General features: G+C 43.3%; 23 protein-coding genes. 17 read left to right on the forward strand and 6 right to left on the reverse strand.

The window, feature by feature from the left end:
* The first annotated feature begins 60 nt into the window (after positions 1-60).
* The 3 genes from cmoB (at position 61) to ACT3QP_RS09765 (ending at position 3,561) form a co-directional block, all read left to right on the forward strand.
* Complete coding sequence (gene cmoB / locus ACT3QP_RS09755) at positions 61-1,131, forward strand: tRNA 5-methoxyuridine(34)/uridine 5-oxyacetic acid(34) synthase CmoB (RefSeq protein WP_444525335.1); 1,071 nt, start codon at positions 61-63, stop codon at positions 1,129-1,131.
* Positions 1,132-1,196: 65 nt separating this feature from the next.
* Positions 1,197-2,366 (forward strand): DUF1176 domain-containing protein, encoded by a 1,170-nt coding sequence (locus ACT3QP_RS09760; protein ID WP_444525336.1) that lies wholly within the window; start codon positions 1,197-1,199, stop codon positions 2,364-2,366.
* A 49-nt stretch (positions 2,367-2,415) separates the two neighbouring features.
* Positions 2,416-3,561, forward strand: a complete 1,146-nt coding sequence (locus ACT3QP_RS09765; RefSeq protein ID WP_444525337.1) for a DUF1176 domain-containing protein — start codon at positions 2,416-2,418, stop codon at positions 3,559-3,561.
* Positions 3,562-3,567: 6 nt separating this feature from the next.
* Here the strand turns inward: ACT3QP_RS09765 and ACT3QP_RS09770 are convergent, their stop codons facing one another.
* Entirely contained in the window at positions 3,568-3,786 is a 219-nt protein-coding gene (locus tag ACT3QP_RS09770; RefSeq protein WP_444525338.1) for a DUF2788 domain-containing protein, read from the reverse strand.
* Between the two features lie 513 nt (positions 3,787-4,299).
* Between ACT3QP_RS09770 and argS the strand changes: the two genes are divergently transcribed.
* From argS to ACT3QP_RS09785, 3 genes are all read left to right on the forward strand, one after another.
* A complete protein-coding gene (argS, locus tag ACT3QP_RS09775) occupies positions 4,300-6,129 on the forward strand; it encodes an arginine--tRNA ligase (RefSeq protein ID WP_444525339.1) in 1,830 nt (609 codons plus the stop codon).
* Between the two features lie 104 nt (positions 6,130-6,233).
* Positions 6,234-7,031: an SPOR domain-containing protein gene (locus tag ACT3QP_RS09780; protein WP_444525340.1), complete on the forward strand. Its 798-nt coding sequence runs from the start codon at positions 6,234-6,236 to the stop codon at positions 7,029-7,031.
* Positions 7,032-7,162: 131 nt separating this feature from the next.
* Positions 7,163-8,257 carry a PTS transporter subunit IIC gene (locus ACT3QP_RS09785; RefSeq protein WP_444525341.1) on the forward strand — a complete coding sequence of 365 codons (1,095 nt, stop codon included), beginning with the start codon at positions 7,163-7,165 and terminating at the stop codon, positions 8,255-8,257.
* Positions 8,258-8,355: 98 nt separating this feature from the next.
* Here ACT3QP_RS09785 and clpX read toward each other — a convergent pair whose 3' ends face one another.
* Positions 8,356-9,630, reverse strand: coding sequence for an ATP-dependent protease ATP-binding subunit ClpX (clpX, locus tag ACT3QP_RS09790; protein WP_444525342.1), 1,275 nt, complete (start codon positions 9,628-9,630; stop codon positions 8,356-8,358).
* 108 nt (positions 9,631-9,738) lie between these two features.
* Positions 9,739-10,365 carry an ATP-dependent Clp endopeptidase proteolytic subunit ClpP gene (clpP, locus tag ACT3QP_RS09795; RefSeq protein WP_444525356.1) on the reverse strand — a complete coding sequence of 209 codons (627 nt, stop codon included), beginning with the start codon at positions 10,363-10,365 and terminating at the stop codon, positions 9,739-9,741.
* A gap of 705 nt (positions 10,366-11,070) precedes the next feature.
* Here clpP and ACT3QP_RS09800 point away from each other — a divergent pair.
* The 7 genes from ACT3QP_RS09800 (at position 11,071) to ACT3QP_RS09830 (ending at position 17,941) form a co-directional block, all read left to right on the forward strand.
* Positions 11,071-12,135: an urease accessory protein UreD gene (locus tag ACT3QP_RS09800; protein ID WP_444525343.1), complete on the forward strand. Its 1,065-nt coding sequence runs from the start codon at positions 11,071-11,073 to the stop codon at positions 12,133-12,135.
* Between the two features lie 155 nt (positions 12,136-12,290).
* On the forward strand, positions 12,291-12,593 hold the full coding sequence (gene ureA, locus ACT3QP_RS09805; RefSeq protein WP_444525344.1) for an urease subunit gamma: 303 nt from the start codon (positions 12,291-12,293) through the stop codon (positions 12,591-12,593).
* Positions 12,594-12,638: 45 nt separating this feature from the next.
* On the forward strand, positions 12,639-14,822 hold the full coding sequence (gene ureC, locus ACT3QP_RS09810) for an urease subunit alpha (protein ID WP_444525345.1): 2,184 nt from the start codon (positions 12,639-12,641) through the stop codon (positions 14,820-14,822).
* A gap of 125 nt (positions 14,823-14,947) precedes the next feature.
* Positions 14,948-15,562 carry an urease accessory protein UreE gene (gene ureE, locus ACT3QP_RS09815; RefSeq protein WP_444525357.1) on the forward strand — a complete coding sequence of 205 codons (615 nt, stop codon included), beginning with the start codon at positions 14,948-14,950 and terminating at the stop codon, positions 15,560-15,562.
* A 2-nt stretch (positions 15,563-15,564) separates the two neighbouring features.
* On the forward strand, positions 15,565-16,386 hold the full coding sequence (locus ACT3QP_RS09820; protein WP_444525346.1) for an urease accessory protein UreF: 822 nt from the start codon (positions 15,565-15,567) through the stop codon (positions 16,384-16,386).
* Between the two features lie 86 nt (positions 16,387-16,472).
* A complete protein-coding gene (gene ureG / locus ACT3QP_RS09825; protein WP_444525347.1) occupies positions 16,473-17,144 on the forward strand; it encodes an urease accessory protein UreG in 672 nt (223 codons plus the stop codon).
* A gap of 59 nt (positions 17,145-17,203) precedes the next feature.
* On the forward strand, positions 17,204-17,941 hold the full coding sequence (locus ACT3QP_RS09830) for a HupE/UreJ family protein (protein WP_444525348.1): 738 nt from the start codon (positions 17,204-17,206) through the stop codon (positions 17,939-17,941).
* Positions 17,942-18,241: 300 nt separating this feature from the next.
* Here ACT3QP_RS09830 and tig read toward each other — a convergent pair whose 3' ends face one another.
* Both tig and rdgB read right to left on the reverse strand, forming a co-directional pair.
* Positions 18,242-19,585, reverse strand: coding sequence for a trigger factor (gene tig, locus ACT3QP_RS09835; protein WP_444525349.1), 1,344 nt, complete (start codon positions 19,583-19,585; stop codon positions 18,242-18,244).
* Positions 19,586-20,060: 475 nt separating this feature from the next.
* Positions 20,061-20,732, reverse strand: coding sequence for an RdgB/HAM1 family non-canonical purine NTP pyrophosphatase (gene rdgB, locus ACT3QP_RS09840; protein ID WP_444525350.1), 672 nt, complete (start codon positions 20,730-20,732; stop codon positions 20,061-20,063).
* A 477-nt stretch (positions 20,733-21,209) separates the two neighbouring features.
* On the opposite strand from rdgB, the gene ACT3QP_RS09845 reads away from it, so the two are divergent.
* The 4 genes from ACT3QP_RS09845 to ACT3QP_RS09860 all read left to right on the forward strand — a co-directional run bounded on the left by ACT3QP_RS09845 (position 21,210) and on the right by ACT3QP_RS09860 (position 23,366).
* Positions 21,210-21,839 (forward strand): superoxide dismutase, encoded by a 630-nt coding sequence (locus ACT3QP_RS09845; RefSeq protein WP_444525351.1) that lies wholly within the window; start codon positions 21,210-21,212, stop codon positions 21,837-21,839.
* A 334-nt stretch (positions 21,840-22,173) separates the two neighbouring features.
* The gene (locus ACT3QP_RS09850) at positions 22,174-22,392 is read left to right on the forward strand and encodes a hypothetical protein (RefSeq protein WP_444525352.1); all 219 of its coding nucleotides are present in this window, start codon (positions 22,174-22,176) and stop codon (positions 22,390-22,392) included.
* A 39-nt stretch (positions 22,393-22,431) separates the two neighbouring features.
* A complete protein-coding gene (gene sodN / locus ACT3QP_RS09855; protein ID WP_444525353.1) occupies positions 22,432-22,920 on the forward strand; it encodes a superoxide dismutase, Ni in 489 nt (162 codons plus the stop codon).
* A 14-nt stretch (positions 22,921-22,934) separates the two neighbouring features.
* Positions 22,935-23,366 carry a S26 family signal peptidase gene (locus ACT3QP_RS09860; protein ID WP_444525354.1) on the forward strand — a complete coding sequence of 144 codons (432 nt, stop codon included), beginning with the start codon at positions 22,935-22,937 and terminating at the stop codon, positions 23,364-23,366.
* A 79-nt stretch (positions 23,367-23,445) separates the two neighbouring features.
* Here the strand turns inward: ACT3QP_RS09860 and ACT3QP_RS09865 are convergent.
* Positions 23,446-23,812: SDR family oxidoreductase (locus tag ACT3QP_RS09865; protein ID WP_444525355.1), on the reverse strand; the 367-nt coding region annotated here is incomplete at its 5' end.

Here is a 23,812-nt window from a genome sequence, read left to right on the forward strand (position 1 = left end):
TTATTTTAACCCTTTTAATTTTATTCATTTAAATATCAATCAACACGGTAACCTGCTTTTATGCTCAACGACACTATCATCAACGCCGAACGTGAACTGTATTTAACCTTGCTAGAGCTGGCACAGCAGCAGCCGATCGCTTATGAGTGGCTTAAGCAATTACCAACTTGGCTAAATGCTATCAAAGACAAAGCCAACTACGCACACGCGCCTGCCTACCAGGCGTCAGTCGCTCGTTTGCCAACATTGACCGTCAACAACGTCGATCTAAACAGCGACACATTGACGATTGAGGCAAATCTAAGTGAGTCTGAGCGTAAACAAACAATGGCACTGCTCAAGCAGCTGATGCCATGGCGTAAAGGGCCTTTTCAAATCGGCGGTCAGATTAGTGGTCAAATCGGTAATGATGATTCAGGCATTAAGATTGATACCGAATGGCACAGTGATTGGAAGTGGCAGCGAGTTGCGCCGCATTTGGGTGAGTTAAAAGGTCGCCGAGTATTAGATGTGGGCGGTGGTTCTGGTTATCACGGCTGGCGTATGGCAGGAGCAGGGGCGGATACGGTCATTATCGTTGATCCGTCCTGCTTGTTTTATCATCAGTTTATGGCGATTCGTCATTTTGTTGGGTCAGCAGATGCTTATACTTATCCTAATGGTACAGGTCGTTACCGTACGCATTATATCCCAGTACCGCTAGAAGCCTTACCAGCGCACAGTCAGTTGTTCGATACTGTGTTTAGCATGGGTGTGCTTTATCATCGTCAGTCACCGTTTGAGCACCTGCAGCAGCTAAGAGGGCAATTAGTCAAAGGCGGTGAGTTGGTACTTGAAACTTTGGTGATTGAAGGTGATGCCAATACCGTACTGGTGCCACATGACCGTTATGCACAGATGAATAACGTGTATTTCTTACCATCAGTCGCAGCATTAACTGGCTGGCTAGAAAAAGTTGGATTCTCAGACGTACGCTGCGTCGATGTGGCAGTGACTTCGACGGAAGAGCAGCGCAAAACAGAATGGATGACCTATCACTCGCTAGCAGATTTCTTGGATCCTAATGACTCGACTAAAACTATGGAAGGGTATCCCGCCCCGATGCGTGCGACACTGATTGCCAAAAGATAGTTTTTCAGGGAAGTAGAGACATCATTAATCAATATAACTAGCCACTAAAGCAAGGAAGCATAACTGTGAAAAAAATAATGGCTTTGATGACGATCAGTTTATTGTCGTTACCCGCTGCGGCGTCAGATGCGTATGGCGATCCATTTGAAGGTTGGGGGTTTGTTAAAGATGATTGGCAAGTGGTTTGCGACAACACTTTGACTTGCCGTGCAGCGGGTTACGCTGAAGAAAGTGCTAATAGCGATCCAGTCTCGATATTAATGGTTGTAGAGCCAAAGAAAGCGTTGCCAAAAGTGTATGTAGACTTTATATATTCAGATGATGAGTTTTACCAGTCATCATCTGATGACAGCTCGGATACAGTTATTGATACTGAATCTAGCCACACTGAGTTATGGCTAAATGACAAAAATTACGGTGCTATCAATAGTAGAAGTGATGATGATTCTAGGTATATGTTAGATGAAAATCAAACTAAGCAATTGCTTCGTCACGCTCGTTTGAGTACCAAAATAGAGATAAGAGTAGGTAGCGATCATTGGACAGTTAGTGACAAAGGTATGGGTGCGGTATTACTCAAGCTAGACGATGTGCAAGGTAGAGTGGGCACGTCAATAGCATTGGTGAGTAAAAACCATGCTAGTAAGCAAACACCAAAATCTGCTAAGCCAATACCTGTGATTAACAAAGCAGTTGCTTATTCGGATGAAGATAATAAACAGCTGAGTGCTGCAAGGCTGTCATATTTTGAAAATAATATTGATAAATGGGTAAATATTAATGACCCTCTTTTAGTAGGTTCGGAAGAGAAAATGGGAGACTGTGAACTGGTCAACCCGAAAACTGAGGCATATCAACAGATGGCTGAATATGGTTCTAGTATGCTTGGTTGGGATTTTATACCAGTGGATGATGATCATACTTTGGCGAGTCATGGTTGTTGGATGGGTGCTTATAATGCAGCTGGCGGATATTGGCTAATAGACCATGAAAACCCTCGTAACCCTCCGCTAATTACCACTGCAGGCAATGGTTATCATGATGGCGAGATTTGGGCTGTGCATAAAGATCGAGGTCTAGGTGACTGTTGGAATAAACAAGTATGGGTATGGAATGGTCAAACATTTGCCAAGTCAGAAGATTCCAGCTCAGGCATGTGTCGTGGTTTTGCGGGCGGTGCATGGGACATGCCAAGCTATGTCAGTGAAGTGGTTGAAATTAGCACTCTAGAATAAACAACTTCTGTATTACCAGCAAAGACAATGATTCAAAAGTGAGCTTATTATGAAAAACACCCTGCTTATTAGTCAAGACAAGCTTACGAAGACACTGTTTAGCGCTACTACCATATTTTTAGCAGCGACCGCCGTCCATGCCAGTGACGTCTATGGCGATCCATTTGAAGGTGAAGGCTTTGTAAAAGACGATTGGCAAGTGGTTTGTGACAACACTTTGACCTGTCGCGCAGCAGGTTATAGCGAGGATGGTACTGCTAGCGGAGGGGCTACGATATTACTCACTGTAACTCCCAAAGAAAGCGCTGTAAAAGCTAAGCTAATGTTACAGAATGTAGATGATGTAGAGACATCACCTGCGAACGCTTGGCTAGCAAGCCACGGTTCGCGTGTATCACTTTATCTGAATGATAAAAACTATGGAATGGTAGAGCTAGATTCAGGAGCCTTATCTGGGGATTTAAGCACAAATCAAACTCAGCAATTACTGGCTCGGGCTAAACAAAATACTAAGATAGAGTTTCGATCTGGGTCATACCGCTGGCGTGTCAGCGACAGTGGCCTATCGGCAGTGCTCCTCAAGTTAGACGAGAGTCAAGGCCGTGTGGGCACACCGCTAGCATTGGTTAGTAAAAATAACCAGCCTGCCATGGCGCCTAAGTCTGCAATACCAATCCCAAAAATAGTTGCGGCTCCCGTATACTCCACAAAAGATCCAAGTCCTAATATTGATTTGACCACAATGGATTACTGGCGAGCCAATATTGAAAATTGGATTATTGCTGAATCTAACGATGACTTAAATGAAAACTGCGATATTCTAAATCCAGATCAGCAATGGCCAGGAGATAGTGAATGGACGTTGACACCATTAAATGCCAAATATACCCTTGCCAGTCATGTTTGTTGGCGCGGCGCATACAATGAAGGCGTAGGATTTTGGGTTATTGACCACGCGACTCCCAGCAAGCCTAGCTTAGTCACTTACTCGGGTGGTAGCTATGACGAAGGTCAGATAATCAGTGGACACAGAGGTCGAGGGTTAGGAGATTGCGTTTATCTCAAAGAATGGACTTGGAATGGGAGTAGCTTTGTTAACTCAAAGGCTATCGACACTGGACTATGCCGAATGATTCAGTTGGGCGGTGCATGGGACATGCCAAGCTATGTCAGTGAGGTCATAGAAAGTGATTAACCCCGATTAGATTAACCACTTTTTGAAAGCGACTTCCATGATGAGCTTAATAATAAAGCCTACACAGCCTGCGCCAAGCGCTACGAAAATCCAAAATGTACCGGCGCGTCCAGCTTGAGACTCTTTCGAGATATCCCACATAATGAAAAATAAAAATGCGATAAAGATTGGCAATAAAAGGTACAGTCCCCAACTGGTGATAGTACTGGCGGCAATAGCAAACATGGCATAGTCCTATAAAGAATAGTAACGCGTCTTCTGCAGTCAAAGAACTCTAAATAAAATAAGTACAAGGTTGCCGACTACAGATTGTACAAGTAGTACATCTAAGGAGGCTAACGCCGTAGAGGTTTAGTAGTTCGCTGACTATATATCTGAGAAGAGTAGTACAAACCAATATTATAGCGCGAAAGCGTTTATGTATAAACTGTTGCTCAGTACGATACAACAGTAAGGCTACAATTGAGGTGGGTATTCAGTTTAATCTATAGTGCTTTAAACGTTCAACAGATCCTAATTACTAATGGTAGCCGTCTTAACGGCAAGATTTTAGTACTAATTTTGGTGCAAATGGTGCAATAAAGCGCAAAGATTGTTATATTTACAGGTTACTTATCTTTTTGTAGTATTTTATCCTTTGCAAGGTCGGTCGCTATTATAATAAGCAGTTATCGAATGCTTGCACTCGTCACATTTTCGCATCGTTTTTGTTGTTTATTTAATTGAGTTCACATCCTTATGTCACAAGCCCAGATTGATACACTTGCCTCACTATTTAATGATGCCATTCAGACTTTACAAGCAGATGGTACATTACCAAGCGATTGGCAAAATAACAGTCAAATCACGCGTACTAAAGACCTTAGCCATGGTGATTTTGCCAGTAATATCGCGCTTACTGCTGCAAAAGCTGCCAAGGCTAATCCGCGTCAACTTGCTGAAAAAATCGTTAATGCCTTGCCTGAAAACCAAGATATCCGCCAAGTAGAAATCGCAGGGCCAGGTTTTATTAATGTCTTTTTAAATGCTGAAGCGAAGTTTGCCGTATTAGACGATATTTTTAACTTGCAAGACCGTTTTGGTTTGAGCAATCAGTTTGCAGGACAAAAAATTCAAGTTGAGTTTGTGTCTGCAAACCCAACGTCTAGCTTGCATGTTGGTCATGGGCGTGGTGCTGCATTTGGCATGAGTGTGTCAAACTTGCTAGAAGCGATTGGCTATGACGTCACGCGTGAGTATTATGTCAATGATGCTGGTCGTCAAATGGACATCTTAGCGACCAGTACCTATTTACGTTATTTAGAAGCCAATGGCGAGCAAGTGACTTTTCCTGTCAACGCCTATCAAGGCGACTATGTCAGTGATATTGCCAAAACGCTAAAAGCACAACATGACGATAGCTATGTGCATAGCTTTACGGATGTTGCCAAAGACGTGCCTGCAGATGCTCAGTTTGAGATAAATGCAGAAGGCGAAAAAGTTTTATTGTCAGGTGACAAAGAAGCGCATATTGATGGCTTGATTGCCAATAGTAAAGCATTGCTTGGCGATAGCTATGAGCTGTTTCTAAATGCAGCATTGAGTAGTATTTTGGCTGATATCAAAGATGACTTAAATGACTTTGGCGTGAGCTATGAATGCTGGTTCAGCGAAAAATCGATTGATGCTGAGATTGAACCGGTATTACAAGTATTAGATGAAAAAGGCTATCTGTACGAAAAAGACGGTAATATTTGGTTTAAATCGACTGATTTTGGCGATGAAAAAGACCGTGTGGTACGCCGTGCTAATGGTCAGTCTACTTATTTTGCCTCTGACATTGCTTATCATAAAAACAAATTTGATCGTGGTTTTGATAAAGTTGTCAACGTGTGGGGTGCCGATCACCATGGTTATGTGCCACGTGTCAAAGCAGCATTAACAGCATTGGGTATTGATGCGGAAAAACTTGATGTGGTGCTGGTACAATTTGTCGCGTTATGGCGCGGTAGTGAAAAAGTACAAATGTCCTCGCGTTCAGGTCAATTTGTCACCCTGCGTGATTTGCGTAATGAAGTTGGTAATGATGCCGCGCGTTTTTATTATGTGGCCCGTAAGCCTGAAGTGCATATTGATTTTGACTTGGAGCTTGCTAAATCACAAAGCAAAGACAATCAGGTATATTACATTCAATATGCGCATGCCCGTGTTTGCCGTGTACTAGAAAAACTGGCTACCTATGATTTAACAGTAGATGATACCGTTGGTTTGGCGCATCAGAATCTGCTTAGTGCGCCCAATGAAGACGAGTTGATTAAACTACTAGCAGGGTATCCAGCGACACTGTTACGAGCAGCAACTGGCTATGAGCCCCATGTATTGACCAATTATCTGAAAGAGCTGGCAGCGCTATTTCATGGTTGGTATGATACCAACCGTATTTTGCCATTGAGCCTAACGTCAGGTGAGACACCGAGTCAAGATGAGATAGATTTGATGCAAGCTCGTCTGCGTTTGTCTAAAGCTGTTCGTCAAGTATTGGTTAATGGGCTTAGTTTATTAGGGTTGTCTGCACCGTCTAGCATGTAGTAGTTTTTTTACATAGAAAAATCTCTAGTTTGTAGAGTGAGTATAGATGGTTGATAGCAATAATTTAATGATGATAGATAGATTCAGTAGGGAGAACCAGATCCATGCTAGCCAAAAAACCTAAAGGTGCGACTGAAAAACGCAAAACAAGTAGCGTATCAGGCTTGTTATGGATGTTTGTTGGCGCAGTGCTCACTCTGATGATCGGTGTGTTTATATACCTCTCGCCATTGTTTGATTTCAGTCCTGCTGAAAGCAGCGCTGATAATGCCCCAGATCGTCAGGTGCAGCCACGAGTTGAGACTGATACCGATAATAGCGATTATGAGTTTTATGATATTTTGCCAAATCAAGAGATGGCCACCATACCTGATGAAGATTTTGGTGAAATAAATAATGATCGTATAGGAGGTGTCGATGCTTTTGAGCCCGATATCGTGGTCACACAGCCTAACAATCCGTCAGCCAGTAGTAATGATGATGCGGGTAATTTAGGTATTTCTGAAAATACGGTGATTGAGCCTAGCAGTGGCAATAACGCTGCCAATAGCGACATCGTTGTTGTCGAAGAAAATGCGACTTATGATAGCGCGACATCGGACAGCAGCACAGATAACTCTGACAGTAATGCAGGTACTGCTAATGTTCAGGCTGCCACACCTGCTGCCACTTATATATTGCAAATAAACAGTTTCGGTGATGCTGATGAAGCAGATCGCCGCCGCGCACAAGTGCTGATGGCAGGAGTAGATGCTCGTGTGGTCAAAAACACAACGGGTAATGGCGAACCTATTTATCAAGTAATCTCTCGGCCAATGAGTAATCGCCAAACGGTGGCTAGCGCTCAGCAGCGGCTACAGAATAATGGTATTGATTCTATCATCGTAGAACAGCGTCGTTAGGTGCAGTTATTAATAATGGTTTATTTAAAAAAGCGTCATTATGACGCTTTTTTTGTCTCTTATTTTTAGTAACGCTATTCTACTTTGCCATTTTATTATATCTTATCATTACTTTCTCAACGAGTATGGCTATGACTGTATCTGACTCAACAACATTTTCTACTGGCATCATTAAAGCTTTTTTCCAAAAATATTTTATTGATGCGTTCACTGGGATGGCTTTAGGCCTGTTTGTGACATTAATTGCAGGCCTTATTATTTCACAAATTGGTGGCTGGTTAGGTTTTCCGGCATTGGTTGCAGTCGGTAAACTCGCGTCAATATTAATGGGAGCAGGCATTGGCGTCGGCATCGCTTATTATCTTAAAGCACCGACATTAGTAATGTTAAGTTGTTTGGTGGCAGGTATGTTAGGTGCTCACTCCGAAGCACTAATGGCAGGCACGCTGTTTACGCCACAAGTTGGTGGACCGGCGACGTTTGTAGCACTGCCGGGTAATCCGATAGGGGCCTATCTGGCCTCTGTATTTGCTTATCGTGCGGGTAGTTGGATCGCTGGAAAAACCAAGCTTGATATTTTATTGGTTCCGTTATTGGTATGTGCAGTTGCATTGGCCGTTTGTGCGTTATTGAACCCTCCTATCGTCGCTGCTGTCGCTGCCATTGGTCAAGGTATCCAAGCAGCGACGGAACTTCAGCCATTATTAATGGGCATTGTCATTGCCGTTGTGGTAGGTATTTTATTGACGCTGCCGACATCAAGTGCAGCGATTTGCATTGCTATTGGGCTTGGCGGTGTAGCAGGTGGTGCAGCGGTAGTGGGCTGTGCAGCACACATGATTGGCTTTGCGGTTGCAAGTTTCAAAGACAATGGTGTGAGCGGCGTGGTCTCTCAGGGCTTAGGTACCAGCATGCTGCAAATCCCTAATGTACTAAAAAAACCCATCGTTTTACTACCAGCTGTGATTGCCAGTGCCGTCGTCGGCCCTATCGCAACTGTAGGATTTGGGTTGGCTTGTACGGCAACGGGAGCAGGAATGGGTACAGCAGGATTGGTGGGTGTGTTTGGCGTCATTGAGGCATCGCAAGAAATTATGAGTACTAGCCAATTATGGACAGCGATTATTCTTTTAATGTTTGTATTACCAGCAGTTATTGCTGGAATAGTTGCTTATGTGATGCGCCGTATGGGTTGGTTAGTCTCTGGTGATATGAAGTTGCCTTAGCCAAAAAACACGCACAAAAAAGCGTCTGAGCAGAGTTTGCCAGACGCTTTTTTATATAGCCAACGCATAATCGTGAGATATATTAGGTCGATAATATATTAAGAAATCTCAGGCGTTTTACCTTCATTGATAACTTCTTCATCAACAAGGACTGTTTTAGCATCCTTCATCGATGGTAGTTCGTACATGGTTTCAAGTAACGCGTTTTCTACGATAGAACGTAGACCACGTGCACCTGTTTTGCGTTCCATGGCTTTTTTCGCGATGGCATCTAGTGCTTCTTGAGTAAAGTTAATCTCAGCACCTTCCATATCGAACAAATACTTATACTGTTTGACCAGTGCGTTCTTAGGTTCAGTTAGGATTTGTACAAGTGCTTCTTCATCCAGCTCTTGCAATGCAGCGAGTACAGGCAAACGACCAATCAGCTCAGGAATCAGACCAAACTTAATCAAATCTTCTGGCTCAACTTCTTGCAGTAAATCTGAGCTACGACGGCTATCATCTTTTGAGCTGACATCTGCGTTAAAGCCAATACCACCTTTCTCCGTACGCTGTTGAATAACGCTATCAAGACCAGCAAATGCACCACCAACGATGATCAGGATATTACTGGTATCAACTTGGATGAGCTCTTGCTGTGGATGCTTACGTCCACCGTGCGGCGGGATAGCAGCAACGGTACCTTCGATTAGCTTTAGTAGCGCTTGCTGTACGCCTTCACCCGATACATCACGAGTAATAGAAGGGTTATCGCCTTTTTTACTGATTTTATCAATTTCATCGATATAGATAATACCTTGTTCAGCCTTGCTCACATCGTAATCAGAGGCTTGGAGCAGTTTTTGCACGATGTTTTCAACGTCTTCGCCGACATAACCAGCTTCTGTCAGAGTAGTGGCATCAGCCATCGCAAACGGTACATCAAGCAGACGTGCTAAGGTTTGTGCTAGCAATGTCTTACCAGAACCGGTAGGGCCAATTAGCAAGATATTACTTTTTGCCAATTCCACCATAGCATCATCAGCACCAATCTTAGATTTTTTGCTATCACTGGCTAAGGTCTGGCTGACTTTTAGACGCTTATAATGGTTATAAACGGCAACCGCTAATGCTTTTTTGGCGGCGTCTTGACCAATCACGTACTCATCAAGCTTGGCACGCAACTCTTTTGGCGTAGGTAATTTTTTATTTACCCAAGAAGTATCGACTTCGCTATTGTCATCACTGTCTTCTGCGCTATCGGCAATGAGGTCAGTACACAGCTCGATGCATTCGTTACAGATATTGGCATCGTCAGCGGCAATCAGCTGCTTTACTTCGCTTTTGGCTTTGCCGCAAAACGAACAATGCGGGGTATTGTCTTCTGCCATAAAGGCGCTCCTAAGTTTTAAAACTTATAAATATTTTGATTATTTACATCAATGCCAAAACGTATCACGCTAAGGCATTTGGTTCTCATCAAGGCTGTTATATGCTAACTATAAAGAAGTAGGGCGGCGCTCTAATACTTCGTCAACCAAACCATACTCTTTGGCTTCTTGCGCATCTAACCAGTAATCACGCTCGACGTCTTTTTCGATTTTTTCTACTGGCTGACCAGTACGCTCAGCTAAGATACTGTTTAGACGTGAACGAGTTTTCAGGATTTCACGAGCATTAATCTCGATATCCGTTGCCTGGCCTTGCGCACCGCCTGAAGGCTGGTGAATCATGACGCGAGCATTAGCAAGTGAGTAACGCTTGCCTTTTTGACCAGCTGCCAATAAGAATGAACCCATGCTGTAAGCACCGCCCATACAGATGGTCGAGACTTCAGGCTTAATAAAGTTCATGGTATCAAAAACAGCCAAACCGGCGCTCACTGAACCGCCTGGTGAGTTGATATATAGATGAATGTCTTTGTCAGGGTTTTCAGCTTCTAAAAATAGTAATTGTGCAACGATAAGGTTGGCCATATTGTCTTCGACCTGACCGGTCAAAAAGATAACGCGCTCACGCAATAGACGTGAAAAAATATCAAACGAGCGTTCACCGCGTGATGATTGTTCAACCACCATAGGCACTAGTGCAGCTTGAGTGCTTTGCACGTTGTTGTGTGCACTCATCAGCATATCAAAATGTGGGTTGGCAGTGATGCGATCATAATCTGTCATAAAGATGTCCTGTTTATAAGTACATAAGATAAAGGGGTTGAGGTTAGCGAACGGCTAAGCTATGGGTGCTTATTATAATAAATACTGCCGCTGATTATTCACACGAACTAGATGAAATAGTAAGATCCAGACGTCGCTAAAAATAGTTGAGCTAATGGTAACTTTTTTATTAGAGCAATAGTAACTTTTTAATGTGAAAAATAATATATGGCTCACTATTAATAAGGCGTTTGTACACATTTATCAAGGGGGCTGGTAATAAACTATCGATAAAGGTGCTATATAAGCCATATTTACATTGGCTCATGTCCAGCGTTGCTGACTGACATTGGGAACGTAAAATACAACCGATATGGATGTGGTATTGCTAAAAATTGGTGCATCTATAGTGGTTGTTTGTGCTATTTTGGTGCAGGTGATGGCTTGTGAGAAAGCTAAGCACAGTTAACATAGGCTTGAGCCTTGATGAATAGTGTTGAGTGTTCTATTTAGGAGTAAGTTGGCATAAGGATTGTATACATAGGATGATATTGTCATTTTTATGAATTGTTATAGCACTGGGTCTCTATGATCGCTTTAATGATCGACCTCTCCGTACTACGGTGGTGTATTATATTTGACGTTCAACATGGCCTAACGAGTAGATGAGTATATAAAATGAGCTGGGCTTCTTCTTTAGCTTTAGATTTTGACAGCGTAAAAAATACGCGTATTGGCCAAGATGCTGATGTAACTGCGCTTAAGACTCGGCTATATCGTCGTAAGCATACTGGTGCTCTGATCGTACAGCGACCGTTATACCCTGAGCCGTGTATGCAGCAAGGTATTTGTCATATATTGATGCTATACCCTCCAGCTGGTATCGCCGGTGGTGATACGCTGAATATTGACTTGCGTTTGGATGATGGTAGCCATACGGTTATCACCACACCAGGGGCGGGTAAATGGTACGGCAAAGACAGTATCAGCAAAAAAAATAAAGTTGTAGCTGATCAATCAACCATCGTCGAAAACAGGGCGGTCGACGTGGATATGACCATAGATAACAATGCTATGACACAGCATATGGCTGAACACGCCAGTCAACAGGTACAGGCTAGCTTAGATATAAATACTCGCCTAGAGTGGTTACCACAAGAGAGTATTATTTATAACGAAGCCAATATGCATGCGACGAGTCGCTTTGATCTAAAAGATTCATCTAGCTTACTGACGTGGGAAATTAGTGTGTTTGGGCGGCAAGCTTATGATGAGCAGTTTTTGCAAGGGCATTACCATACTGGGCTGAATATTTACCGTGAAGGGCGAATCATCGTGGCAGAACGAGTGGCTCAATCAGCACAAAGTCGCTGGTTTACCTCGCATTTAGGATTAGCAGGTCAGCATGTTTATGGGTCATTTTGGGCGATACCGAGCTTAAAAGATGTATATGAGAATCCAATCACACAGACTTCGAAAGCAGAAAAATCAACAGCGACCACACAAGCTGCAGCTAAGCAGGCGTTAACTCACTATCTAGACAGCACGGTATTGGCTTTACGTCAGGCAATCGCCGAATCTGGGTTGCCTGTCTATTGCACTCATAACTACCAAGCAGTCAATATCCGTTATATTGGCTCAGATGTGCGAGGCTGTTTTGAGGCTTTTTATCAGTTAAGAGAAGTATTGCGTGAGTACTGGTGGCAGCTTGAGTTGTGTCGTCCCAGAATTTGGGACACCTGATCTTTTGTTAGATACTTTTTATTAGATACCGTTTGACGTGGTATGAAATTAATATGATATTAAAAAGCCACCATCGCTGTTTTGGTTAAGGCACTCAAGTTTTGAAATATGCGACTCTGCGATACAGAATATTATAAATACAATAAGGAAACTCCATGCACCTGACTCCGACAGAAAAAGACAAACTTATGCTATTCACGGCTGGTATGGTTGCTGAACGCCGAAAAAATCGTGGTGTGAAACTCAATTATCCAGAAGCCATCGCTTATATCAGTATGCTACTCATGGAAGGTGCGCGAGATGGTAAAAGAGTCGCCGAGTTGATGAGTGAGGGCGCCACTTATCTGTCTAGTGATGATGTGATGGAGGGTGTGGCAGAGATGGTGGATGAAGTGCAAATCGAGGCAACCTTCCCTGATGGTACCAAGCTGGTGACGGTACATAATCCCATCGTATAGCACTATATCTTACTGAAATGATAATTATAAAATAAGGCGGCTCTCATGCAAGCAGGTGAATATAATATTCAAGATGGCGATATTATTTTAAACCAAGGACGAAAGGTACAAAGTATCAGCGTCGCCAATACAGGCGATCGACCTATCCAAATTGGCTCGCATTATCATTTTTATGAAGTTAATGACGCTTTGGATTTTGAACGAGAGCGGACGCGTGGTTATCGCTTAAATATTATCTCAGGTACAGCAGTACGCTTTGAGCCTGGACAATCACGAGAAGTGGAGTTGGTTGCCTTTGCTGGCAAGCAGGAAGTGTATGGCTTCGCTGGTCGAGTAATGGGTGCAGCTAACTCGGACGCAGCATCAAATAATACAGATGATGAGCGCCCTACAGCGACATCACAAAAGAAAGTGAGTCGGCATATTTATGCTGAGCATTTTGGCCCGACAACAGGTGATAAGGTTCGCTTAGCGGATACAGAGCTTTGGTTGCAAGTTGAGGCTGATTTGACCAGTTATCAGAATACTGATCAGGTAGGTGCATTACAGGGTAGTGATCGCTCTAGTAAATCTACTGAGATAAAAGGCGAAGAAGTTAAGTTTGGTGGTGGTAAAGTCATTCGTGATGGCATGGGACAGGGTCAATTGTTAGGTGCTGACGTTGCAGATACGGTGATTACCAATGCATTGGTTATGGATTATACAGGCATATACAAAGCAGATATCGGTATCAAAGATGGTCGCATTAGCGGTATTGGTAAAGCGGGTAACCCTGATATTCAGCCTGGCATTGATATTGCGATTGGTGGTGCGACCGAAATCATCGCTGGTGAAGGAAAAATCCTAACAGCAGGCGGGATTGATAGCCATATTCACTTTATCGCACCACAGCAGTGCGAGACAGCGCTTATGTCAGGGGTCACTACGATGCTTGGCGGCGGTACAGGGCCTGCACAAGGCACGCTGGCAACTACCTGCACACCAGGTGCTTATCACATTGGCTCAATGCTAAAATCTACTGACAGTATTGCCATGAATATTGGGTTACTTGGTAAAGGCAACGTGAGTGTACCAGAACCCATTGCTGAACAAATTGAGGCAGGAGCAGTGGGTTTAAAGCTACACGAAGATTGGGGAACTACTCCGCAAGCCATCGATAACTGCTTGAGTGTCGCTGATAATTATGATGTGCAAGTGGCGATTCATACTGATACTTTGAATGAAAGTGGTTATCTGGAGAGTACGCTAGGTGCTTTCAAAAATCGCTGTATTCACACTTTCCATACGGAAGGCGCAGGCGGTGGTCATGCCCCTGATATCCTCAAGGCTATTGGCGAGTCGCATGTGTTGCCGTCCTCTACCAATCCAACCAGACCATATACCGTCAATACCATTGACGAGCATCTCGATATGCTGATGGTCTGCCATCATCTAAGCCCTGCCATCGCTGAAGATGTGGCTTTTGCGGAAAGCCGTATCCGCCAAGAAACCATTGCCGCAGAAGATATCCTGCATGATTTGGGCGCGATTTCGATGATGAGTAGTGACTCTCAAGCCATGGGTCGAGTAGGTGAAGTGGTCATTCGCACGTGGCAGACCGCGCACAAAATGAAAGTCCAACGCGGTCATCTTGCACCAGACGCGACGGCAGCCGCTGAAGATGAGCAACAGTATATTTCTTTGACAGAGTATGACCACAGTACAGACAACGATAATTTCCGCATCAAACGCTATATTGCAAAATACACCATAAATCCTGCTATTACGCATGGCATTAGCGATATGGTTGGTTCTATTGAGATAGGTAAGTGGGCTGATATGGTTCTGTGGTCGCCCAAGTTTTTCGGCGTAAAACCTGAGTGCATCATCAAAGGTGGACTCATTGCTGCTGTGCCGATGGGTGATATCAATGCCTCTATCCCAACACCTCAGCCAGTACATTATCGCCCTATGTTTGCCACGTATCCAAAATCGATTGCCCAAACCAGCATTACTTTTATGTCGCAAGCGGCTATCGATAAGCAAGTAGATAAACAGCTTGGCTTGACCAAAGTCATTCAGCCAGTACATGGTATTCGTCAAATCCGTAAAAGTGATATGCGCTTTAACAGCTATTGCCCTGAGATGGATATCAACCCTGAGACTTATGAAGTACGCGCTGATGGTGAGCTATTAACTTGCGAGCCTGCTGATGTATTACCCATGGCGCAGCGTTACTTTTTATTTTAAGCGTTCTTTTATTTTAAGCGCTCTGTTCTTCCAAGCGCCTTGTTATCCTAAGCATTTTGTGATGTTGATTTTTTAGTGTTTTATGTCCTAACAGTTTGAGACACAACAGCCAGAGTATAATAATGATGAAGATATTTAATACCCGTTTAAGTGATTTGAGTGACGTGCAACAAGCTCAATTAGCAAAGCAGCAGCAAACTGATGACTATCTACTGTTAGACTTTGATACTCGCCAGCATTCTCGTTTTAAGGCCACTACTGTGTCAGGTGAGAGCGTCGGTGTTGACTTACCACGGACAGGCACACTCAAAGGTAATGATGTCTTGATTAATGAAGCAGGTGAGTTGATCCAAGTCATCGCTAAATCTCAGGCAGTCACTAAAGTCACTGCTGATGATGTTTTCACCTTGATGAAAGGTGCTTATCATCTGGGCAATCGACATGTGCCACTGATGTTTGACCACAGTGTTGATGATGGTGACGCAGGCTATGCGTTGTATTTTGAAAATGACCATGTACTGGCGCAAATGTTAGAGCGTCTTGGATTACAGGTTGAAGAGGCATCAGTACCGTTTGAGCCTGAAACAGGGGCTTATCAAACAGGACACGGGCATTCGCACAGTCACTCTCATTCCCATGCTCATACACATTCAAATAGTGACTTACATGGTCATGAACATGATCATGAGCACGGTCATACGCATGGCACGTCAAATAGCCACGAACCTGTAGGTCATTGATAATGGATACGGTTAGGTTTGGTAGTCAGCGCAATCACAATCATCAGCTTGGACAAGTGCTCATGTTGGCATCGAGCAACTTACCCATTGGCAGCTATACGTATTCACAAGGGATAGAAGCGGCAATTGAATCAGGCGTTATTCATGATGAGCACAGTACACTCGACTTCATGCAAGACTATTTGCAGCTTGCTATCTTGGATTATGAGTTACCGATATTAGCATTGATCATGCAAGCCCTTGATAAAGGGCATGAAGCCCTAGCGGCAGCCCTCGCGCATGACTACCATGCGAGCTTAGAGAGTAAAGAGTTTGTGCTTGAATCTCAGCAATTGGCACAAGCAATGGTGTCTTGGCTTAATGAAGTGCTGGGCCTAGGTATACCTGCTGAAATACCTGCTGATGGTTACTTGCCACTTTTTGCTCATATTGCTCAGCACTGGGAGTTACCAATAGCTCAATCAATGACCACTTATGGGTTTGCTCAATTAGAAAACATGGTATTGGCAGCGGTAAAGACTGTTCCACTAGGGCAAATGGCAGGACAACGCGTTCTTTGGCAATTACAAAATGATCTGGCGGCGCAGGTTGATGCTGCTAGTGATAACATACAGCACGTCTTTGATGATGTGATGGCGTCACCAGACAGTATTGATTATCTAGATTTAGAGATAGTCCAAGCTCAGGATGTTGTTGAAGACCAAGATGCTGAACAGTTATGCCAAGATCTCTATGAATCACTCAATATATCTAACAACTTACCCAATTTGGCAATTCTCTCAAGTATGCATGAAGAGCAGTACAGCCGATTGTTCCGCTCATAGATCTATACTTAGGTTTATCCACTTGGGTCTACCCACATTGCTCCGATTTTATAATAATTCTATATCAACCGTTTAAGGAACACATTATGTCTTTGACTCCGCTACAACCAAAAACCTTACAAGATACCAGTCCTACTAATGTACCGACATCTGCTCTATCTTGCTTACGCCTCGGTATTGGTGGTCCTGTTGGTAGCGGCAAGACGGCATTGACCCTGCGCCTATGCCAAAATATGCGTGATACCGTCAACATGGCAGTAGTGACCAATGATATCTATACTAAAGAAGATTCAGAGTTTTTGACTCGTAATGATGCCATGACTGCTGAGCGCATTCGCGGTGTAGAGACTGGCGGCTGTCCGCATACCGCTATCCGCGAAGATGCCTCTATTAACCTGACAGCGATTGCTGAGCTGCAAGCGACTTTTGAAGGGTTAGAGATGATTATCATTGAATCAGGTGGTGATAATTTGGCGGCGACATTTAGCCCAGAGCTATCAGATTTGACCTTATATGTCATTGATGTGTCGGCAGGCGATAAAATCCCTCGCAAAGGCGGTCCTGGTATCACCAAGTCTGATTTATTGATTATTAATAAAACGGATCTAGCACCAATGGTAGGTGCATCACTAGAAGTTATGGCGCGTGATGCCAAAAAAATGCGCGGCGACAAACCTTTTATTTTTAGTAATATGAAAACAGGTGATGGACTAAATGAGATTATCGCCTTTATTAAAGAGCAGGGCATGCTTGCTTAGTCAGTAGGAGAAGCAGACGAGCTGATATCATTCGACTATAAATAATAAGGAAAAATCACATGATAAAAAGTACAAAAAAATCTAATTTTTCACAGGCTCTATTCTCTCGTAATATAGCGGCTGGCTCAACGGTGATGATGACAGCATTAATGCTACCTTCATTAGCACAGGCACACTCAGGTCATATTCATTCAACCACTGCGCACACGTCATCGCTGTTAGGGACTTTACAAGCAGGGCTAATGCACCCGATAACTGGTTTTGACCATTTATTTTTGGCAGTTGGCATGGGTATGTTGTTTTATGGACTGAAAAAGACTCGCCTAGGGCTAATGTCATTAGCGGCAGGGTTGTCGTTGGGTGCGGTATTGGGCACGGCTGGCGTGCTGATTGGTGGTATTGCCTTTGCTGCATCATCTGGACTAATTGAAGTGGTAATATCACTATCGGTAGTCGTATTGGCTATGGTCTTGATGAGCCAAAAAAGCAGACAAGAGGCATTCTCTGCCCAGACCCATACAACACGTACGCCAAGCATTCAGCAGCTGTCGTTGCTCGGCTTTGGTGGTCTAGCCGTCTTTCATGGGTTGGCGCATGCGATGGAGATGCCAGCAAATGCTGGTGTGGGCGGTCAGCTAGGGTTTTATGCAGGAATGTTGGTCACGATGCTAGCGTTGTATGCAGTTGGCACACTGATTAGTCAGCAGCTACAGCAGCGATTGGGTAGTAGCTTGTGGGTACAGCGCGGGCTAGTGTTGCTAGGATTGAGTGCTGTATTTGCGCCTGTGTTGGTTTAAGCGTTTTCGGCGCTATAGTCAAAGAAACATAAAACCGATACGATTGTATTATAGTGCTACTGGTACAAATTTTACTTGCTTGCTGTATTCACAGAGGCTGCGAAAAATTTATCCCAGCAGCACTGTAGCGATTTAAAAATACTTTGACTATATCAGTAAGATGCTTTTAGACTTGATAGTTATGGTTGACTTTAGCTATCGAATCCCATAAAAAATGCGCCCCTGATCTTTTGATCAGGGGCGCATTTTAGTTTTGATAACCGACTACAGCATATCTAAAGAGACAGCTTGTCGTATCAATTACATGCCTTGCTGCTGTTGTTGCTGAGCGGCTAGCAAGTCTTGATAGCTAACTTCTTTGTCAGTTACTTTACCTTGCTCGATCAGATAGTCAACGACTTGGTCTTCTAGTACGACAGACTCAATGTTAGCGCGCTGTTGCTTATCAGTGGTGTAGTACTCGATGACTTCAGCTGGATCTTCGTAGTTCTCAGCGGCTTCTTTGATGAAGGTTTCAACACGCTCTTGATCTACTTCTAGGCCTTTAGTATCGATAACACGGGCAACGATGATGCCAAGACGTGCAGCACGTAGCGCTTGCTCTTCAAATAGCTCATTTGGTAGCATGTCTTTATCAAAGCTGTCAGCATTAGCACCGAACTGCTGAGAAAAACGTTGCATCATCATGTTGCGTTGACGCTCGATTTCTTGCTCTAGCATCGCGTTTGGTACGTCAAACTCGTTCTTTTCTAACAATGCGTCAAAAGTCGCTTGCTTAACTTGGCTACGCGCAGCGTTTTTGATTTCGCGTTCCATGTTTTTGCGTACGTCTTCTTTCAACTTCTCAACACCGCCTTCTTTTACGCCGAATAGCTCTAGGAACTCTTCATTGATTTCAGGTAGCTTAGATTTTTCAACCAATTTTACGTTGATTTTGAATTGAGCTTCTTTACCAGCTAAGTTCTCAGCTTGGTAATCTTCTGGGAAAGTCACGTCGATGATTTTTTCTTCGCCAGCTTTCATGCCTTTGATACCAGCTTCAAAGCCAGGAATCATTTGGTTGCTACCGATGACCAGTTTGAAGTCTTCAGCAGAGCCGCCTTCGAATTTTTCACCGTCGATAGAGCCTTCAAAGTCAAAAGTCACTTGGTTGTCTTTCGCAGCCATGCCCTTTTTCTCAACGAACTCTTCACGTTGTTTTTGTAGGTTTTCGATCATGGTGTCAACGTCTGCTTCGTTAACTTGTGCAGTGTGGCGCTCAACTTCGATTTCATCGATACCTTGTACGTCAACTTCTGGGAAGATTTCAACAGTCGCTTGATAAACCAAGAAATCATCTTCAAGTTTTACATCGTCGATGTTAGGCATGCCCACAGCACGGATGTCTTCAGATTTGATCGCTTCAAACACAGTATCACGGATGACATCGTTGATAACTTCTTGTTGAATGCCAGCACCGTACTGAGAGCGGATATGTGACATAGGGACGTTACCTTTACGGAAACCGTCAATCTTGGCAGTCTTTGCAACTTGGCGAATACGGCCTTCGACTTTGTTTTGAATTTTTTCGACAGGTACTTTAACTGTCAATTGGGTTTCTTTGTTAGATAACTTGTTGGTTGTGACTTGTAAATCTGTAGCCATGTTAATTACACCTTTAGGATTAGATAGTACTTAAAATTAAGCAGTACTTAGGATTAAATGGTAATAGACAAACCGAGCCTCAAAATACGGGCGTGTACAACGGATTGCTGTTGGAATAAATAGGGGATAAGGATAGCCCGCAACGTCAATATCGGTGTCAGTAGCAATCGCTGCCAGCACAAAATATAAAACTGCTGAGGTTGTAAATGCTATCGAATATCAATAATAAACCGTTAATCAGTCGCATAATAACGCTTTTTGGTGAATTATACAGACAGATAACGGCTTTCAGCAAAATTTTAAAAGTAGAACAGTATAATCTATCTGTTTATTAAAGTAAAAATTATCTGTTTTGCCACTCGTTCACTTAAAATTTACTATGTCATCTATTTCGCTTTATATACTATTTATACGTTTATGCTAGTTTATGATAGGGCGTGTTGGATGTAAACGAGAGCGAATATGACAAAACAGGTTATAAAGGCAGTTGTGCTAATAACTGTTGAATGGCTTGACCACGATGACTGATGCTGTTTTTATCAGCCGCGCTCAGACTGGCCGCACTGGCTTGCAAATCAGGCAGCCAAAACAGGGGGTCATAACCAAACCCACCATCACCATGTGCTGTCTCTAAAATCTCGCCATGCCATAGACCTTGAGCGATAATTGGTAGCGGGTCATCAGCATGGCGAACCATCGCCAGTACGCACACAAACATACCTTTAACAGGAGCATCTGGTTGCACTGCGCGAATAGGCTGCAAGTCAGCGATGAGTTTGGCGTTATTCTTGGCATCGTTACCGTGTTCACCAGCATAGCGAGCAGAGTAGATGCCCGGCGCGTTACCGAGGGCGGGCACACATAACCCTGAATCGTCAGAAATGGCAGGCAGACCATTGATGCGGCTGGCATGACGCGCTTTGATAATGGCGTTTTCGACGAAGCTTAGCCCGTCTTCAATTGCATCTTCGATATCGAGTTGACCTTGTGGGACAATGGTCACATCCAGATTTGCCTCAGCAAATAACCGTTTAAACTCAGCCAATTTGCCTTTGTTATTACTGGCGAGTACCCATTGCGCAGGTAAGTTTTGATTGCTGCTATTTTCTTTGGTGCTAATAGTAGAGTGAGAGAATGTATCTTTCATAATGTTTATCCGATTGGTAGTGTGAACAAATCAACGATACTAATAAAATATTAGATGTTGATTGGTTTTATTTATTATAATCATTGGTAATTAATGATGTGATATAACATTCAGTAACTGAGTTTACATCCTCACTTTGTTATACTTCATGGCAAAAGTTAGTCATCATGGTTTTCGACGGTTCATTAAATTTAACGATCAGTTTTTTAGGTTGAAATATTTGGAATACGTTTAGAGCATGTGATTATAAAGATGCAAGTTTGATGACACAAACCAGATTTGCATCCGTAATAGCAAGATTAGTCGTTCGCTTATGTCGGCGGGTTTACATTAAGGGAATGATTAAGTAATATTCTAGTTGATTACGATTTTAGGATTTTTAATAAAAACAAGCCACTTTAGCCTTTAGCATATATCAGTAAGCGTATGCTTGTTCTGAATGATCAGAGGGCTAAACCAGCCAGGAGATACAATAATATGTCACATATCACTTTACCAGAACTACCATACGCAAAAGACGCACTAGAGCCACATATCAGTGCTGAGACGTTAGAATTCCACCATGATAAGCATCACAACGCATACGTTACTAAGTTAAACGCGTTGCTACCAGGTTCTGGTCTAGAAGGTAAAACGCTACCAGAAATCATCCTAGCGACTGCTGAAGATGACAGCAAACAAGGGATGTTTAACCAAGCAGCCCAAGTATGGAACCATACGTTTTACTGGAATTGCATGACGCCAACGAACGGCGGCGGCGAACCTACTGGCGATCTAAAAGCTAAAATCGAAGAAGATTTCGGTAGCTATGACAAATTTCGTGAAGAGTTCAAAAACGCAGCATTGACTCAATTCGGTTCAGGTTGGGCATGGCTAGTCGCTGACAAAGTCGGTGGCAAACTATCAATAGCTAAGACTGGCAATGCTGGTACACCATTAGCGAATGATCAAGTTGCTGTATTGACTTGTGATGTATGGGAACATGCGTACTATGTTGATTACCGTAACCGCCGTCCTGACTATGTAGACACGTTCCTAGACAAACTAGTGAACTGGGACTACGCAAACGCAAAATATAAAGGTCAAGATGCTGGTGTTGAAGCGTAAGTTTCAATATTTAAGTATGTGATTGATAGAAAGTTTGATTGATAAAAGGGATGCCGCAAGGTGTCCTTTTTTTGTGCCAAAATTTTGTGTTAAGAGGGGTGAGTGTTCTGTGGATAAGGCTTTCACCTATAAAACAGCCTATTTTATAAATGATAATCATTTACAAATAGGCTGTTTTACGCTATTGTCAGTCAAAGACTTGATCTATGAATGACGAAATCTATAAGGCACGTGTAAAGCGCTACTGAGCTCGGCTTTATAGTATTGAGATTCATAGTGTTTAACTTCGCAAACTTACTTTCCTTATCTCATCCTCAATTTTATGGATAAAATTATGAATAAACAAAATATCGGCCAAACTGTTTTAGCGCCTATGATGGCCGTTTTTTCTTTACTATTTATGAGTACCAGCGCGATGGCTCATCCAGGACACGATCATGGGGCTAATGAGTCCATGCTGGTACATGTGCTGTTTTATGGCGCTATTGCTGCTGCCGTTGCGTTTGCTGTGTTTATTGCATACCGTCAATTTAGTAAGAAAAACGAGAAATAAGCCAGTTCTTACAATAACAAGATAATAAGGAAGTTTATTATGCTCCATACTCTTCTCACAAAACTAGATAGTGCTCGACCGTTTGCCCAAGTTTCTGCTCACTGCGATATCCCTTGCGGTATTTATGACAGCACGCCCGCGCAAATTTTTGCGTTAAGTGTATTACGTTATTGCCACCAAATTGAGGCATTAACCGACAGCCGTGCAGATCAAGCTAAGTTAGTGCGTTTGGTCGCCGACAAAGAAAAGCATGCTGAGTCTGTGAAGCATGAAGTACGTATTATTTGGGGTGATTATTTTAAAGGTGCGTTGTTAGAAAAGTACCCGAATATTCATAAACTGGCACACGACATTATGTTGGCAGGTTCTGCGGCTAAGCAAAATATCGATGTGGATAGCGCGCAAAAGCTGGTTGATTTGGTGAATGAATTTGCCACAACGTTTTGGGACTCAAAAGGCGTAGAAACCTACCGTGCTATTTGCCCTTACGAGCCAAAAGTAGAAACCGTATATCCTAAACTAGGCTAATGAAATGTAGGCTCATGAAGTTTAAAGTTATTAAGTTTAAAGTCATGAAAGTTATTGGTAATAGCATGCACCCGACCCTTGAGTCGGGTGCTTTTGTATTGCTGTGTCATCATGCTTATTTTACACAAGACTCTGCTGTATTGACTGATTCAAATAGATATCTATCTCGTCTATCTTTGAGGCGTTTATTAGCTGATAATTTGAAATTAGAAGTGGGCGATATAGTCGCAGTCGACCATCCAAAATATGGTCATATTATCAAGCGAATAACCCAGCTAGAATACAGTCTGGCGTCCAAAAGCACAGACAAGCGACCACAAAAGCACCACATCACGCGTCTGCGTCTAAAAGGCGATAATTATATTGCCAGTACTAGCGAAGCAGCAATGGGCTGGGTAGAGGCAAATCACCTTATCGGAAAGGTGGTTTATCAGCTAAATAGATAAAAAAAGCCCATCATTAAGACAGGCTTCTTATTTGGTAGCTTGATGCTGATGTGATGCTCAGCTTTATAGCAGCGATTGGTTAAGCCACGCCGCCGTTAGCACCGATATTTTGCCCAGTCACCCAAGCCGCTTCTTCACTGACCAAAAACGCTATGACACGGGCGATGTCAACTGGTTCACCAATACGGTTGAACGCTGACATACTGGCGAGCTTTTCGATGGTTTCGTCCGATTTTCCTTGATTGAATAGCTCGGTATCTGTTGGACCGGGTGACACAGCGTTGACCGTAATTCCTCGCTCGCCAATCTCTTTGGCAAAGATTCGGGTCAGCTGCTCGACTGCGCCTTTGGTCGCACAATAAGTGCCATAAGTGGGCAACATCATGCGAGTGGTCGTGCTTGAGAGGTTGACAATACGACCGCCGTCATTAAGCTTAGCCGCCGCC

The organism is Psychrobacter sp. AOP7-B1-24 (genome assembly GCF_052376215.1).
GTDB lineage: Bacteria > Pseudomonadota > Gammaproteobacteria > Pseudomonadales > Moraxellaceae > Psychrobacter.

What these genes read in the sequence shown, in the direction of transcription:
- ACT3QP_RS09850 (WP_444525352.1), top strand. Translation starts at nt 22,174, where the DNA reads ATGAATAAACAAAATATCGGCCAAACTGTTTTAGCGCCTATGATGGCC.
- ACT3QP_RS09770 (WP_444525338.1), bottom strand. Translation starts at nt 3,786, where the DNA reads ATGTTTGCTATTGCCGCCAGTACTATCACCAGTTGGGGACTGTACCTT.
- ureA (WP_444525344.1), top strand. Translation starts at nt 12,291, where the DNA reads ATGCACCTGACTCCGACAGAAAAAGACAAACTTATGCTATTCACGGCT.
- ACT3QP_RS09820 (WP_444525346.1), top strand. Translation starts at nt 15,565, where the DNA reads ATGGATACGGTTAGGTTTGGTAGTCAGCGCAATCACAATCATCAGCTT.
- ureE (WP_444525357.1), top strand. Translation starts at nt 14,948, where the DNA reads ATGAAGATATTTAATACCCGTTTAAGTGATTTGAGTGACGTGCAACAA.
- sodN (WP_444525353.1), top strand. Translation starts at nt 22,432, where the DNA reads ATGCTCCATACTCTTCTCACAAAACTAGATAGTGCTCGACCGTTTGCC.
- ACT3QP_RS09845 (WP_444525351.1), top strand. Translation starts at nt 21,210, where the DNA reads ATGTCACATATCACTTTACCAGAACTACCATACGCAAAAGACGCACTA.
- ureC (WP_444525345.1), top strand. Translation starts at nt 12,639, where the DNA reads ATGCAAGCAGGTGAATATAATATTCAAGATGGCGATATTATTTTAAAC.
- clpX (WP_444525342.1), bottom strand. Translation starts at nt 9,630, where the DNA reads ATGGCAGAAGACAATACCCCGCATTGTTCGTTTTGCGGCAAAGCCAAA.
- ACT3QP_RS09860 (WP_444525354.1), top strand. Translation starts at nt 22,935, where the DNA reads ATGAAGTTTAAAGTTATTAAGTTTAAAGTCATGAAAGTTATTGGTAAT.
- ACT3QP_RS09830 (WP_444525348.1), top strand. Translation starts at nt 17,204, where the DNA reads ATGATAAAAAGTACAAAAAAATCTAATTTTTCACAGGCTCTATTCTCT.
- rdgB (WP_444525350.1), bottom strand. Translation starts at nt 20,732, where the DNA reads ATGAAAGATACATTCTCTCACTCTACTATTAGCACCAAAGAAAATAGC.
- ACT3QP_RS09785 (WP_444525341.1), top strand. Translation starts at nt 7,163, where the DNA reads ATGACTGTATCTGACTCAACAACATTTTCTACTGGCATCATTAAAGCT.
- ureG (WP_444525347.1), top strand. Translation starts at nt 16,473, where the DNA reads ATGTCTTTGACTCCGCTACAACCAAAAACCTTACAAGATACCAGTCCT.
- cmoB (WP_444525335.1), top strand. Translation starts at nt 61, where the DNA reads ATGCTCAACGACACTATCATCAACGCCGAACGTGAACTGTATTTAACC.
- clpP (WP_444525356.1), bottom strand. Translation starts at nt 10,365, where the DNA reads ATGAGTGCACACAACAACGTGCAAAGCACTCAAGCTGCACTAGTGCCT.
- ACT3QP_RS09765 (WP_444525337.1), top strand. Translation starts at nt 2,416, where the DNA reads ATGAAAAACACCCTGCTTATTAGTCAAGACAAGCTTACGAAGACACTG.
- tig (WP_444525349.1), bottom strand. Translation starts at nt 19,585, where the DNA reads ATGGCTACAGATTTACAAGTCACAACCAACAAGTTATCTAACAAAGAA.
- argS (WP_444525339.1), top strand. Translation starts at nt 4,300, where the DNA reads ATGTCACAAGCCCAGATTGATACACTTGCCTCACTATTTAATGATGCC.
- ACT3QP_RS09800 (WP_444525343.1), top strand. Translation starts at nt 11,071, where the DNA reads ATGAGCTGGGCTTCTTCTTTAGCTTTAGATTTTGACAGCGTAAAAAAT.
- ACT3QP_RS09780 (WP_444525340.1), top strand. Translation starts at nt 6,234, where the DNA reads ATGCTAGCCAAAAAACCTAAAGGTGCGACTGAAAAACGCAAAACAAGT.